This is a genomic window from Listeria cornellensis FSL F6-0969, assembly GCF_000525855.1.
GTDB classification, from domain to species: domain Bacteria; phylum Bacillota; class Bacilli; order Lactobacillales; family Listeriaceae; genus Listeria_A; species Listeria_A cornellensis.
In genome coordinates this window covers 20,760-34,994 of sequence record NZ_AODE01000020.1, presented here as the reverse complement: position 1 = coordinate 34,994, position 14,235 = coordinate 20,760, and the positions used below count along the sequence as shown (strand labels likewise).

At 43.7% G+C, this 14,235-nt stretch carries 13 protein-coding genes and 2 pseudogenes; 6 read left to right on the top strand and 9 right to left on the bottom strand.

Annotated elements, in window-relative coordinates; all coding sequences use genetic code 11:
• Positions 1-16: 16 nt before the first annotated feature.
• The 5 genes and pseudogenes from PCORN_RS09920 to PCORN_RS09905 form a co-directional block, all read right to left on the bottom strand.
• On the bottom strand, positions 17-370 hold the full coding sequence (locus PCORN_RS09920) for a YlbF/YmcA family competence regulator (protein WP_036079920.1): 354 nt from the start codon (positions 368-370) through the stop codon (positions 17-19).
• Positions 371-442: 72 nt separating this feature from the next.
• Positions 443-658 carry a DUF445 family protein gene (locus tag PCORN_RS20835; RefSeq protein ID WP_206537439.1) on the bottom strand — a complete coding sequence of 72 codons (216 nt, stop codon included), beginning with the start codon at positions 656-658 and terminating at the stop codon, positions 443-445.
• On the bottom strand, positions 639-1,577 hold the full coding sequence (locus PCORN_RS09915; protein ID WP_051999379.1) for a DUF445 family protein: 939 nt from the start codon (positions 1,575-1,577) through the stop codon (positions 639-641). Before PCORN_RS09915 ends, PCORN_RS20835 begins: the two co-directional genes overlap by 20 nt.
• Before the next feature lie 97 nt (positions 1,578-1,674).
• Positions 1,675-3,035, bottom strand: a pseudogene (gene fumC, locus PCORN_RS09910) (class II fumarate hydratase).
• A gap of 270 nt (positions 3,036-3,305) precedes the next feature.
• Positions 3,306-5,447 (bottom strand): annotated as a pseudogene (locus tag PCORN_RS09905) (transglycosylase domain-containing protein).
• A gap of 357 nt (positions 5,448-5,804) precedes the next feature.
• Here PCORN_RS09905 and PCORN_RS09900 point away from each other — a divergent pair.
• The 3 genes from PCORN_RS09900 to PCORN_RS09890 all read left to right on the top strand — a co-directional run bounded on the left by PCORN_RS09900 (position 5,805) and on the right by PCORN_RS09890 (position 8,820).
• A complete protein-coding gene (locus PCORN_RS09900; protein ID WP_036079964.1) occupies positions 5,805-6,224 on the top strand; it encodes a low molecular weight phosphatase family protein in 420 nt (139 codons plus the stop codon).
• A gap of 95 nt (positions 6,225-6,319) precedes the next feature.
• Positions 6,320-7,204: a cation diffusion facilitator family transporter gene (locus PCORN_RS09895; RefSeq protein WP_036079917.1), complete on the top strand. Its 885-nt coding sequence runs from the start codon at positions 6,320-6,322 to the stop codon at positions 7,202-7,204.
• A gap of 293 nt (positions 7,205-7,497) precedes the next feature.
• Positions 7,498-8,820, top strand: coding sequence for a hemolysin family protein (locus tag PCORN_RS09890; RefSeq protein WP_036079914.1), 1,323 nt, complete (start codon positions 7,498-7,500; stop codon positions 8,818-8,820).
• A gap of 40 nt (positions 8,821-8,860) precedes the next feature.
• On the opposite strand, the gene PCORN_RS09885 is transcribed toward PCORN_RS09890, so the two are convergent.
• The 3 genes from PCORN_RS09885 to PCORN_RS09875 are packed head-to-tail and all read right to left on the bottom strand — an operon-like array spanning position 8,861 to position 10,812.
• The gene (locus PCORN_RS09885; RefSeq protein WP_036079911.1) at positions 8,861-9,247 is read right to left on the bottom strand and encodes a VOC family protein; all 387 of its coding nucleotides are present in this window, start codon (positions 9,245-9,247) and stop codon (positions 8,861-8,863) included.
• A 13-nt stretch (positions 9,248-9,260) separates the two neighbouring features.
• Entirely contained in the window at positions 9,261-9,920 is a 660-nt protein-coding gene (locus PCORN_RS09880; protein ID WP_036079908.1) for a DNA alkylation repair protein, read from the bottom strand.
• A 22-nt stretch (positions 9,921-9,942) separates the two neighbouring features.
• Entirely contained in the window at positions 9,943-10,812 is an 870-nt protein-coding gene (locus PCORN_RS09875) for an aldo/keto reductase (protein ID WP_036079905.1), read from the bottom strand.
• Between the two features lie 481 nt (positions 10,813-11,293).
• On the opposite strand from PCORN_RS09875, the gene PCORN_RS09870 reads away from it, so the two are divergent.
• The 3 genes from PCORN_RS09870 to PCORN_RS09860 all read left to right on the top strand — a co-directional run bounded on the left by PCORN_RS09870 (position 11,294) and on the right by PCORN_RS09860 (position 13,584).
• Positions 11,294-11,914 (top strand): DUF47 domain-containing protein, encoded by a 621-nt coding sequence (locus PCORN_RS09870; RefSeq protein ID WP_036079902.1) that lies wholly within the window; start codon positions 11,294-11,296, stop codon positions 11,912-11,914.
• 12 nt (positions 11,915-11,926) lie between these two features.
• Positions 11,927-12,928: an inorganic phosphate transporter gene (locus PCORN_RS09865; protein ID WP_036079900.1), complete on the top strand. Its 1,002-nt coding sequence runs from the start codon at positions 11,927-11,929 to the stop codon at positions 12,926-12,928.
• Positions 12,929-13,065: 137 nt separating this feature from the next.
• The gene (locus tag PCORN_RS09860) at positions 13,066-13,584 is read left to right on the top strand and encodes a hypothetical protein (RefSeq protein WP_036079897.1); all 519 of its coding nucleotides are present in this window, start codon (positions 13,066-13,068) and stop codon (positions 13,582-13,584) included.
• Positions 13,585-13,650: 66 nt separating this feature from the next.
• On the opposite strand, the gene PCORN_RS09855 is transcribed toward PCORN_RS09860, so the two are convergent.
• The gene (locus tag PCORN_RS09855) at positions 13,651-14,097 is read right to left on the bottom strand and encodes a hypothetical protein (RefSeq protein ID WP_036079895.1); all 447 of its coding nucleotides are present in this window, start codon (positions 14,095-14,097) and stop codon (positions 13,651-13,653) included.
• Positions 14,098-14,235: the final 138 nt, after the last annotated feature.

Below are 14,235 nucleotides of genomic sequence, written 5' to 3'. Positions count from 1 at the left end.
GGCGTTTCCCTCATCCTTATTTTTCTTTTACATCATATAATTCTTGTAACGGAGTCATGATGATGCGGTTTAAGTCATTGATAATCAAGCTCATCGCTTGCTCTTTTTCCATCAAGTTCGTGATAGCCGCGTTGCTTTGCACTTCTTCTGCAACTTCTTGCGCTAAGTCAATCGTTTCATCATCGATTTCTTGACCACTCATTTGTTTCTCTTGAATCGTTACTTGTACTTCGCGGAAACGGTCGAATTTCACTTTCGCCTCAGCGTCAGCATTCACATCCGCATACGCTTGTTTCAAGTTCGTAAATTGTTCTGTTTCACGAATACCACGTTCTAATTCGTTCGCAATGTCATAAATATTGATAGTCATTTTATGTTCCTCCATATATACGAAATTTTCTTCCTTCCCCACTATATCAAATTTCGAGGACAAGGGCAAAAGTTAAAACCAAATCGCAATAATCCCCTGAAGTATACCGATAAATCCTCCTAGAAAACCGCCTAAATACGTAATCATTTTCAGCTCTTTTCCAGAAATATCAAGCACAATCTGTTCCATTTCTCGCAATGAAAAAGCTTCAATCTGATGCTGCACCATCTTCCCAATTTCCAGACGCTCCATTACCTCTGCGCTATGCTCACTCGCAAACTGCAACACCGCATCCCCCCAAAAATGGCACGACTTTATCCAATATATCCTGCTCATAAGGACGAATCCAATCCTGAACTGGCGTATCCATCCACTTCTCCAACTGCACCGTTCGCATAATCTCCGCAATCAACTGCTCGGAAAACTGCTCCTGCTTCTCTACCGGCATCACGTCCACCAAAGCACGCTCCGAAAACTGCTGCCATTCCGATACAATCAATGCCTCCAAAACTGCCTCCGTCTCCGGCTTACCAATAAATTTCACGACCTCTTTTTGCATCCTGGTCACGAACGTATCGTTATTCAAGAAAAGTCCGACCATTCCGCCAACTTTCCCACGTTCCGCCAAAATTCGCTCAATCATCGCCTTCATCTGGAGTTTCCCAGCATCACTCGCCGTAAACAACCCGATTTTCGCCAATGTTTGCGCCGAAATCGCCGGAATTTTCCGAGCCAACTCTTCGTGCACCACGTCCGGTAACACATTTTTCACCGCCAGCTCATTACGCTTCACGAAAAACTGATCCAGTTGCCCTTTTAAAACCGTAGCGATTTTATCATGCGCCTTGTCTCCAATAGTCGTCATGTCCCACTGTACCAACAGTTCCCTCGGTGTCGTCGTAATCACCAACTTTTCACGAACCAGCGAGTTTGCCGTCACAATCAACTCCGCACGCAATTCTTCCTCCGAAAGCTTCGCCTGCACCGCCTCATTCGTCAGCAAATGTTCCGCGACAACTTCACCAATTTTCACAGCCAATTCCTCGCGTCGCTTCGGAATCACCCCCGGCGTAAAAGGAATTCGCCATTTACCAATATATTTTGCCTCGAACGGCCTAAAAAGCATCCGAATCGCAATAAAGTTCGTCGCAGCACCGATAAATGCCCCAACAATCACCATAAATAAAATCGTCATCCAGTCACTCAAAATAGCATCACCCTCTAATTTCCATGTAGTGCTATCATCTTACGGCATTTTAGCCAGCGACACAATAGTTTCCCCAAAAGTTCAGCCTAAAGTATGATTACCCCTCTAAGTTCGTCATTTTAAGCGGATCAATCCACGTATCAAACTGCTCTGCTGTCACAAAACCAGAGCGAATCGCCGCCTCTTTTAGCGACAAATCCTCCGCAAACGCCGTCTTCGCAATTTTCGCCGCTTTTTCATAACCAATATGCGGATTTAGCGCCGTCACAAGCATCAACGACCGATCCACCAATTCCTGCATCACTGCTTCGTTCGCCTCCAAGCCCTCCAAGCAATGCACTCGAAACGATCGCATCCCGTCAGCGAGCAAGCGCACCGACTGTAAGAAATTATAAATAATGACAGGCTTATACACATTCAACTCAAAATTCCCTTGACTCGCCGCCACATTAATCGTCGTATCATTGCCCATCACTTGCGCCGCAACCATCGTCAATGCCTCACACTGCGTTGGATTCACTTTTCCAGGCATAATGGAACTACCCGGCTCATTCGCAGGAATCGTCAATTCACCAATCCCACTACGAGGCCCACTCGCCAAAAACCGCACATCGTTTGCAATCTTCATCAAGTCAGCAGCCAGCGCACGCACAGCGCCATGCACAAAACTAAGCTCACTATGACTCGTCAACGCGTAAAATTTATTCGACGCCGAGCGGAACGGATATCCCGTATCAGCCTCCAAATGTTTCGCAACCCGATCACCAAAATCCGCCGTCGCATTCAGCCCAGTACCGACCGCTGTGCCACCAATCGCGAGCTCCAACAAATGATCACTACTCTGCGAAATAAACGTTTTCGCATGCGCCATCATGCTCTCCCAACCACTTATCTCCTGGCCCAGCGTCAGTGGCGTTGCGTCCTGCAAATGCGTCCGTCCAATTTTGACCATCCGCCAATATTTCTCCTTTTTCTCCGTCAACACTCGCCGCATCGCTCCAAGCTCCGGTATCAACTGCTCCACAACCGCCGTATAAGCCGCAATATGCATCGCCGTTGGAAATGTATCATTCGAGCTCTGTGACATATTCACATCATCATTCGGATGCACCGAATCCCCGCAACATGTGCCACGACCTCATTCACATTCATATTCGACTGCGTCCCACTCCCCGTCTGCCAAACCACCAATGGAAAATGCGCATCCAAATCCCCAGCTACAATTCTATCACACACCGTCGCAATCGCCTGCGCCTTCTCCACACGCAGCTTTCCAAGATCCGCGTTACTCCAAGCTGCCGCCCTCTTCAACCGCGCAAAAGCCTTCACAACCTCATCCGGCATTTTCTCCTCACCAATCTTAAAATTCAGACGACTCCGCTCCGTTTGCGCGCCCCAAAACTTATCCTCAGCAACCGCAATCTCACCAATCGTATCCCGCTCCATTCTTACCATCAAAAAATCCCCTTCCCAAACTATGTACTTTCGCCGTACTTTCCTATATCCATCCTACCAACAAAAAAGACCCAAAGCAACAATCCACGCTTTGAGTCAAAATCTATAGTTATTTCTTTAAAATCCTGCCTGCATCGCCGAACCTCAGGGGGCCAACAAATGCTCAGATTCTAGGCAAAAGCGAGTACCGAAGCGGAATGTACGATTTGTACATAAGGCATCGGAACACAGCTTTTAACGACGGAGATGAGCGTTTGTCGGCCCTCTGAGCAACTAATTTCCAAACGAATCGAGTATATTATTAAACCCATCCGTAATCTGTCCACCAATTTCTTTCGCTTTATCAGCGCCTTTTTTTGATGGTTTCGCCCGCGCCTTTCGCAGAGTCCTTAATCGAACCCCAGAAATCGCCAGCTTGTTCCGTTACAGCATTTTCCTGATTCTTCTCTTCAGTCTTAGCAGACGCGCTCTTCGTCCCAAAGTCAACCGGTTTTTGATATTTCAACCCGCTCTTCATCACGTAATGCGCAAGTGAAGCCACACCGTCAGAACTCTTCGTTTTCAAATAATGCGCTTCGTCTGTTTTATCAAAACCAATCCAAACCGAACCGACCAATTCTGGTGTATAACCTACAAACCACTGATCCTTCGTGCCATCCGTTGTAAATGGTACTTGTGTTGAACCAGTTTTTCCGGCCATTTCATAACCAGAAACACCAGCATTTTCACCCGTTCCACCATTATTAATGACATCGATTAGCATGGAAGTCATGTCTGTTGAAACTTTCTTGGAAATTATTTGCTTCTTAGATTCCTCGTTCTCATATACTACTTTTCCAGTTGGATCGACAATTTTGCGGATGATATGCGATTCTGGTTTCGCACCGCCATTCGCAAATGTCGCATAAGCTGTTGCTAATTCAACCGGTGATACACCTTTGTTCAGGCCACCAAGTGTCAGACCAAGGTATTCATCTTCCTTCGTTAATTGAATTCCGAAACGCTTCACGGAATCGACACCTTTTTGCAATCCAATCTGATCAAGTAACCAGACTGCCGGTGCATTGATGGACTTCGCTACGGCTGTGTACATTGGTACTTCATCGCGATATATTCCACCAACATTCGTCGGTGTATATTTGCCGTACGTTGTTTTTTTTATCCTGCAACATGTCGTCTACTTTCCAACCCTCTTCAAGCGCTGGAACATAGGTCGCAAGTGGTTTCATTGTCGAACCTGGTTGGGCTTTCATCTGCGTCGCACGGTTAAATCCACGGAAAACATGTTTTCCACGGCCACCGACAAGCGCACGTACTCCACCACTCGCAGGATCCATCAACACCGCACCACCTTGTACAAGCGTACCATCTGCTGCATTTGACGGGAACAAACTATCATTTTCGAACGTACTCTCCAATGCTGCTTGATAATTCTGATCGAGCTCGGTGTAAATTTGGTAACCTTGCTTCATAATATCATCTTGCGTCAGATCCGTTTCTTTCAAAGCTTCATTGATGACAGCGTCGGTATACCAAGGATAGTGATAGTTATCCGGGTCATTCGATTTATCCGTCAATACAAGCTTCGTCGCCTGGTATTCCTTCATTTGCTCCTTCGTAATCTTACCGTTTGTGTACATTGAACCAAGCACGATATTACGTCTATTTACTGCTCTATCCGCGTGCGTATAAGGATCATAAGCAGATGGAGCTTGCAAAAGACCAGCAATTGTCGCAGCTTGCGGAATCGTTAAGTCAGAAGCACTCGTTCCGAAATATTTCTTCGCCGCGTTCTCCACACCCCACTCATTATTCCCAAAGTAGGACGTATTCAAATACATCTCTAAAATTTCATCCTTCGTGTACGTCTTCTCAATTTCACGCGCCATAAATAACTCTTTCGCTTTCCGCGTAAAAGTCTGATCCTGCGTCAAAAGCGCATTTTTTGCTACCTGTTGCGTGATTGTACTACCACCACCCGTGATGCTTCCTGTCGAGGCAAGTCCCCAAATAGATCGGAAAATCCCCTTCATATCAAAACCACCATGTTCATAAAAACGTTTATCTTCAATTGAGATAACAGCATTTTGCAGATTCGGAGAAATATCTTTAATACTCACAAATGTAGCATCCGACGCGGAAAGTTCGCCCGCCTTGTCATTATCCTTATCATAAATCACTGTCGTCGTTTCAAGTCCCTTTTTTAAAGCATCGATATCGGCTGTTTTGGCTACAATGACCAGTGATACGATAAAAATCAGTACACACGTCAAGCCGATAAGTGTTAAAAAATTTTCCGATATGCTTATTCTTCCAAAAACGGCGGAATTTACTCCAACCGATCCCCAACCACTTCTTTAGAAAGAGAAAGAAGCTTTTTAAATAGGTCAAGATAGATTTGTTCTCATTATTCACGCATATCTCCTAGCTTTCTACATTAGTTTGGTAAGTTAAACTCAGCTGTATACACCCATTTTACGGCAAAAGCCCGATTTGCGCCACCAACTTTAGACCGATTTTTGTAATAGCTTTGTAATAATACACAATTTCGTAACAATATTTACGCTTTTTTAATTTTATTTTTGAAATCAGGTTTTTGTCTATTCAGATGGGGTATTTACCTAGTGTTAACGGGAAAGGCCAAATGAATGAATCTATAAATCACCGCTGTTCTTCACACAGGCGTTACTACCTGCTTCCTTTTAGACCTAGTTGAAAAATAACGCAAAACTCTCATTTTTTCAGTCTAAAGAGCAAGAAAGGATTTGGAGCATGAAGAAAAAACTCATTTATTTCTTATCACAAAGACACATTCGCAGTTCCATGGCGGAAGCTTGGGCCTCAAAACTCGCCATCAGTAACGCTCAATTTATTAGCGGCTCTTGGTGTCACACACAGACATCACCTTTTGTCGCCGATGCCCTTTTGGAATACGCCATGGAACCACCAGCAACAATGCCCGTAACTCCTAGTCAAAAATTATTAAACGAGGCTGATTTAATCGTCACAATTTACGATTCCACCTCCGAACTCGCCCCTGGATTTCCAGCCGAGCTAAGCGACAAAATCGTCTATTGGGACATCAAGGATCCTGAACAAAGCTCAGAGGCACCTGTAAAATGGGCGTATTACCAAGAAGTTTGCGACAACATTGCCACCTCCGTTAAAGGTTTAGAAAAAGCACTCTTATAAAATTTCTAATCTCTCTAGCCCATCGTATTTCGATACGCCTTGCTAGCGGGATTTTTATTATCTAATATATTAATGAGGAAACGAGGTGAAGTCAGATGGAAAATTACGAAGACCTAAAAAGAGGCGAACGAGGCGCATGGCTCAGTATCATTGTTTACATTTTCCTAGCTACTCTAAAAATCGTCGTTGGTTCCGTTGGGCATTCCGACGCACTGCAAGCTGATGGTTTAAATAACACGACCGATATTATCGCCTCTGTCGCCTTACTTGTTGGGCTTAAAATCTCACGCATCCCGCCAGACAAAGATCATCTTTATGGACACCGGCGCACGGAAACCATCAGCTCCTTACTAGCCTCCTTTATCATGTTTCTCGTGGGCCTCCAAGTTATTTGGCAAGCATTTCTGGCATTTATTCACCAAGAATTCGCGACACCTTCCGCGCTTACTGCTATCGTCGCCCTATTTTCAGGCATTGTCATGTATATCGTCTACTTAATCAACAATAATCTCGCAAACAAAGTCGACAGTTTGGCCGTTAAAGCCGCCGCCTACGATAATCGCTCTGATGCTTACGTCAGTTTTGGAACCTTCATCGGGATTACTGGTGCGATTATCGGCATTTCATGGCTCGATAACGTCACCGCATTCCTTGTTGGTGTTCTCATCCTCTACACTGCGTGGAAAATATTTTACGATGCAGCACACACGCTCACTGATGGCTTTGATATTGGCAAAATCGAGGATATTCATACCATTATCGCAGGCGTCCCGCAAGTCCACGAAATTTTAGATATCAAAGCCCGCATGAACGGCAACCGTATCTGGATTGACGCCACCATTTCCGTGAAAGCCGACCTTAGTGTCGCCGAAAGCCATGCCATCACAGAACAAATCGAAACAGCCATTCGTGAAACTTATCCAAACGCTTATACACTTGTCCACATCGAGCCCTATTTCGATACACAAACAACCGAGTAAAATGTAAAAATTTAGACTAAATACATTTTCTTGTTCGCTTGTCTTATTGAAGCATTTGACTTATAATTTAGAATAAGTGTATTCTACGTAAATTGTTGGGAGGGAAAAACACAGTGGGGCAGACAAACTAAGAAACCATATAAAAAGAACCAAAAAATATAAATCGTTGCTGTCTCGTGTTTCCTCACCGAATGGATAAACCTTCTGGAACAAACACAAACACAGCATAAAAAACTTTAGAACCCATAGGAGGTGTTCGCCATTTCTGGTGCTTTATCAGGGGTGGCCATTCATTGATACTAACCACTAAATTTTTAATTATCGTTTTACTAATTGCAATTTCCGCATTTTTCGTTGCGACCGAGTTCGCCATCGTAAAAATGCGTCCAAGTCGTTTGGACCAACTAATTTCAGAAGGTAACAAACGCGCGACGTTAGCAAAACATATCTACGCGCACATGAACGCATACCTCTCCGCCTGTCAGTTGGGTATCACCATCAGCTCCCTTGGACTTGGTTGGCTAGGAGAATCGACTGTCGAAGCAGCTCTTCATCCACTTTTTGTGATGTTTGAATTGCCGAGCTCCGTTACATCCGTTCTCTCCTTTACCATCGCGTTCGTCCTCATCACGTTCTTGCACGTTGTTGTTGGTGAGCTTGTGCCAAAAACGTTAGCTATCGACAAAACTGAGGCTGTCGCGCTTGCTGTCGCACGCCCATTGCACATTTTCTACAAAGTGATGTTCCCGTTCATCTGGCTTTTAAACGAGTCCGCGGTTGTCATCGCGAAACTATTCGGCTTAGAAACAGCGAACGATCACGAAATTGCCCATACAGAAGAAGAATTGCGCATTATCGTCGGTGAAAGTTACAAGAGCGGTGAAATTAACCAATCCGAATTTAGCTACGTAAATAAGATTTTTGATTTTGACGAACGAATGGCAAAAGAAGTCATGATTCCACGTACAGAAATCGTTACCGTGGATACAGGTGGCACGATTGCCGATCTATCCGATATCATGAAATACGAACGCTACACTCGTTATCCAGTCATTGAAGGCGACAAAGATCACATTATCGGCGTGCTGAACCTGAAAGAAATCCTTTCTGCATACGTCGAAAATGGCTCTGATCCATCGTTTAGCACCGATCCTTACGTAAAACCAATCATCCGTGTTATCGAAACGATTCCAATTAAAGAATTACTTATCCGGATGCAGCGCGAACGCTCTCATATTGCGATTCTGCTTGACGAATACGGCGGAACATCAGGACTTGTAACGGTCGAGGATATCGTCGAAGAAATCGTTGGTGACATTCGCGACGAATTCGATGCTGACGAAATCCCAGAAATCCGTAAAATTAAGGACGGGCACTTCATCATTGACGCGAAAGTTCTGATTGATCAAGTTAACAACATGCTTGGCACAGATATCGAAGAAGAAGAAGTCGATACAATCGGCGGCTGGTTCCTAACACATAACTATGAAGTCGAAATTGGTGATGAGATTGAAAACAACGGCTACATTTTCCGCGTAAAAGAAGCCGAGCCACATCACATTTCCTACATCGAAGTTTTCAAAAAAGAAAAACATAAAGAAACCCCAGAAGCATAAAAAAAATCCCGAAATCCATTTTACCGGATTTCGGGATTTTCTATTTTTTCGCGACTAACTCTACCTTCATTCTATCCGGTCCTTCCGCGAAAACGGCATAATAATTCGGGCCTCCCGCAAACGGATGACGGTCTTCATACAGGATTGGAATCCCCAGTGCACGAAAACGCTCCGTCCAAGCATCCACATCCGCACGCGTCGCCACGTGAAATGCCAAATGGTTCAATCCCGTATGCCCGCGATGATACCCAGACTCCAAAAAACGCTCTTCCGTCTGCACAAACACCAAATATGTCTCCCCATACATCCAACTAACGCCCTTCTCCCACTCCGAATAAAGCGTATAACCCAGTCGCCCCAACAAATCATCCCAGAACAACCGCGCCTCTTTCAAATTTGAAACATTAATCTCCACATGATGCAACAATTCGCTCCTCCTCCTAAAAATGCTTCAGCGCCTCTCTCCGACTCAGCGGTGCCAACGCATGCGACTCCACAAAATCAAGCACCGCATCCGCATCAAACTTCGCATATTGACGCAACGCCCATCCAATCGCCTTTTGAATGAAAAACTCATCCGAGCCCAACCATTTTTCACAGTTCGCAAATAACAGCGTCTCATCCGTTTTTTCCTTGTATTTCAGCTGGAACAAAATCGCCGTGCGCGCCAGCCAAATATTATCCCCTTCAATCCACTTCGCATTATATTTCTCAACTAGCTCCGGGTACAACGCAAAATGTCCACCAACGAGCGTACTCGCCAATAAATCTACCGTATCCCACCAAGGTTCCGTCAAAATCAACCGCTCATAAAAATCCACGGCATCCATCGATTGCTTTTTAACACCTTTCGTCAAAATATCAATCGCCATATAATAAAATTCCCGTTCCGACTGCGCATAAAGCTCCTTCGCAACAGCAATAGCATCTTTCGGCTTCCCATATGCCGCAACAAAATCCCGATAAACAACACGCCGCTTAGGACTCCGCAAACCAAGAAAAACAAACTGATTTCGCATGTACTGCTCCATTGCTCGCTTTTCCTCAGAATCCGCATGTTCTTTCATATATAAAACCAACTGCTCCGTATAGCTATCCATCTGAACCTCCCGACATATCATTTCAAGAAAACATCGCGCGTTCCTTTTCCATACTCGCTAACATGAATTCCACATCATCCGGATCTGGGCCCACACGCTTCCCGCTCTCTAACTGCCCAATACGCTTCCTGTCATTTGTATCCAAAGAAAAATCAAACAATTGCGTATTCTCAAGCGTCCGTTTCGCACTAATGGAGCGTGTCATCGTAATCGTACCCCGCTCCATATGCCACCGCAAAATCACCTGATCCACATGAACACCATGCTTTCGTGCAATCTCCTCGATTACTGGGTTCTGAAATAGCGCACCCTTCGCAAGCGGCGACCAAGCACCGTGCGCAATGTCATGATCCGCCAAATACGCCCGCAGCTCATTTTGAGGCAACAACGGATGCGTCTCCACCTGATCAATCGCCGGTTTCACATTCGCCTTCACAGCCAAACTAGCCAAATGATGCTCCTTAAAATTCGCGACACCAATCGCGCGCACCATTTTTTCCTCATACAATCGCTCCATCGCCCGCCATGTTTCCGTATACATCTCCGTCAGCGGCCAATGAATCAAATACATATCCAAATAATCCACACCAAGATTCGCCAATGTATGCTCAAAAGCAGTCAAGACCTTATCATAACCTTGGTCTCCATTCCAAATTTTCGAGCTAATAAAGAGCTCGTCTCGCGGTACCGCACTATGGCTAATCGCTTGGCCCACTAGCTTTTCGTTGTTATAAACCGCGCCCGTATCAAACGAACGATAACCGAATTCGAGCGCCTTCTCAATTGCGCCAGCCACATGCTGCTGATCTGTCACTTGAAAAACACCCATACCAAGATAAGGAATCATCACGCCATTATTTAAACGATAACGTGATTGAAAGGAATTGACCATTGATAAAACCTCCTGCTTTTGTAGTTTAATCGATACTTGCCGCATTTTCTTTCATTAATACTTATCGTTAGTATACATAAATACGCTTCCCTTATCCATCAAAATGCAACTTAAAATGTAAAACTACGTGAAAAAACTAACAATTCTTTTTTCCAAATAATACTTTCATTCTCGGCCCCTTCTACTATAATCAAAAATCAGCTGTGTTTGCTAAAAAAAAATATCAAACAGCCAAACCTCTTGAAAACCCGCTAAATAACAATTGTAACCGATTTCAACTAGTTTCTACCTATTTCGCTTCAAAAAAAAGATACCTATTGGCTCCATCCTATGTTAGTATGAATATGTAGTAAATTTCTATCCTTGTTATGATTTTTTTCTGTATTATTTTTGTAAACATCCGCTCACTAAACATCAACGAAAAAGTGGGCCCTATTATACTGGGAAAAAATCACACAAAAAAGATCGGGGGAATTAAAAAATGGCTTTTAAAAACAAAAAGGACCGTTTTGCTTCATTATTACATGACATGGCAGTAAACCTACGTGAGGGCGCCAACTATTTCGCTTCTTACAACATCGAAACTGGGGAAGACTTACATACTTTTTCGGAGAAGATGAAGGAATATGAAACACACGGTGATTCACTTGTCCACAAAATGATTTTAGAACTAAATGATGCCTTCATCACGCCAATTGAGCGCGAAGACATGTTAGAGCTAACAAACCGATTAGATGACGTAATGGACGGCTTTGAACAAATTGCCTTCACATTCGAAATCTGTCATATCAAACGATTTGACGACTACATGCAGAAATTCATTGATGCGATTGAAGCAAGTACTGTGGAAATTGAAAAAGCAGTAGATCTCGTTTTCGATAAAAAATTAAAAGACGTACGCACATTAGCTATTAAAATAAAAAACTACGAATCGATTTGTGATGAAGTTTATCGCGAGTCTCTAATTCAACTATTCCAAAACGAAGAAAACCCAATCCGCTTAATTCGGATGAAAGAAGTGTATGAGAATTTTGAAGAAATCGCAGACAGTTGTCAAAGTGTAGCCAATACGCTTGAATCAATTGTTATGAAAAACGCGTAAGGGGTCGGCTAAATGGAAGGTATGTTATTTATAACGATTGTCATTGTTATTGCAGCACTAGCGTTTGACCTTATCAACGGATTTCATGACACAGCCAACGCGATTGCAACCAGTGTCTCAACGAAAGCATTAAAACCAAAACATGCGATTGTCCTCGCCGCTGTGATGAACTTTGTCGGTGCGATTTCCTTCACTGGGGTTGCCAAAACAATCACAAAAGATATCGTAGACCCGTTCTCATTACCGCATGGCGATCTCGTTATCCTTGCAGCACTGATATCAGCCATCACCTGGAATTTACTCACGTGGTACTTCGGTATCCCAAGTAGTTCCTCTCACGCACTGATTGGCTCTATAGCTGGTGGTGCGATTGCCGCAGCAGGATTTGGCGCACTCGAATATAAAGGCTTCTTAACCATTATTATAGGCCTTATCGTGTCTCCATTCCTAGCATTCGGTGTTGGTTTCCTGATTTATAGCCTATTTAAAATTTTCTTAAAAAACTTAAACTTATCTACAACCAATCGACGTTTCAGGCTTATTCAAGTCGGAACAGCAGCACTCCAATCTTACACACACGGTACCAATGACGCCCAAAAATCAATGGGAATCATCACACTAGCTTTGATCGCGAACGGGTTCCAACATACCGATGACGTTCAACTGTGGGTACAAGTATCCTGTGCGATCGCGATGGCCGTCGGTACATCGATCGGTGGTTGGAAAATCATCAAAACAGTTGGCGGTAAGATCATGAAAATCAAACCAGTAAGTGGTGTAGCCGCAGATTTAAGTTCTGTGTTCATCATTTTCGGTGCGACATTCATTCATCTACCAGTAAGTACAACACACGTTATCAGCTCCTCCATCCTTGGTGTAGGAACAGCTCACCGTGTGAAAGGCGTTAAATGGGATACAGCACAACGCATGATTATCACTTGGATTATCACGTTGCCAATCTCAGCCGCACTTGCTGCAGCCATTTACTATGTCCTACGTTTCTTCCTAGCATAATTTCAAAAACTCGTTTCTGGATAGCAGAGACGAGTTTTTTATGTTTCCACTACTAAATAAAGGGAATAGGTTCCTATAAGACTGTAAAAAAACGTTTACTTAAAAATTAGATATTACGTCAGGAGATGAATAATATTATGCCAAGCTTTCACTTCCAAAAACCACTAGTCCTAAGAAAAAGCACACCCGTCGAAGTTAAGAATGAAAACGAAGAACTCGTTGGAACCATCGAAAAAATTTCATCACGTATCTCTTTTCAAAATAACCACCCATTGTATAGCTATTCCAATGACGAAACAAAGAGAGAACTCGCAACACTAACTATCGAAATCGGTTGGCTTGGGGAAGACGGTTCCTCTGTTGTGTATCACAATACCCAACCAAATTTTGATATCTCACTCAAAGAAATTCCAAGTAGCGATCACAGCCTTCATATTCGCGGCCTAAAGCAAGATCATCGCATCGATATTATCCAGCCTGAAGCCAAAGGAACTATCAAAATATTACTTGACCATACAGATATATGCCATATCGTAGTTGATAAATCCTTATCCGGCAGCGCTGTAAGCATTGAATACCAAGAAAATGAAATTCTGCCTCCCGCCTTCTTCCTACTTTCTTTCTTCATTGTTCGCCTGATTAAAGAAGAATTCTAAAAAAAACGCCGATCCAATCAGCTAATGACTGGTTAGATTGGCGTTTTTTTCAATATCTATTTCATTTTAATATTCCTCATCCATCTCTCCGTCCAAACTTCCCAACATCTTCGCCAGAATCGCGTCCGCATGTTTCGCCTGAACATCTGGATCATTATACACCTGAATAAAGCCATCAATTCCCACATTTGCAAACTCAATCTCCTGCTCCGGTGAAAACAACGCGCCGAGTCCAACTTCCAACGCCTGAAAAAGCGCATCCAAATGATGTAGCGGCCTGATCTCCTGCTCCTCTTCCATCCTTTGCTCAAATACCTTAAACTCGCCCTGAATCAAGCCATTCACAAGACGCCGATCCTCCCTGCGCAACATCGGTTCCCCGCTTTTTGCATCATAAGCCACTTTTTTCTTAGCAACAAAAAATTCCAAACACAAAAGCGTCCCATCAAATACCCCTCTGGAATCATTCGGAAATTCCACTTCCTGCATCACAAGCTCAAATTCTTTCTCCATCTCGAATCACACCTTTTTATTTATTTGGCTATCCACGATATAATATCCTTACCTTCAATATAACACGACACCAACATCCCAGCCAAACGAAAAACCAGCCTCTTCCTCCTTTCTATATTTTTATTAAAAACACTATTG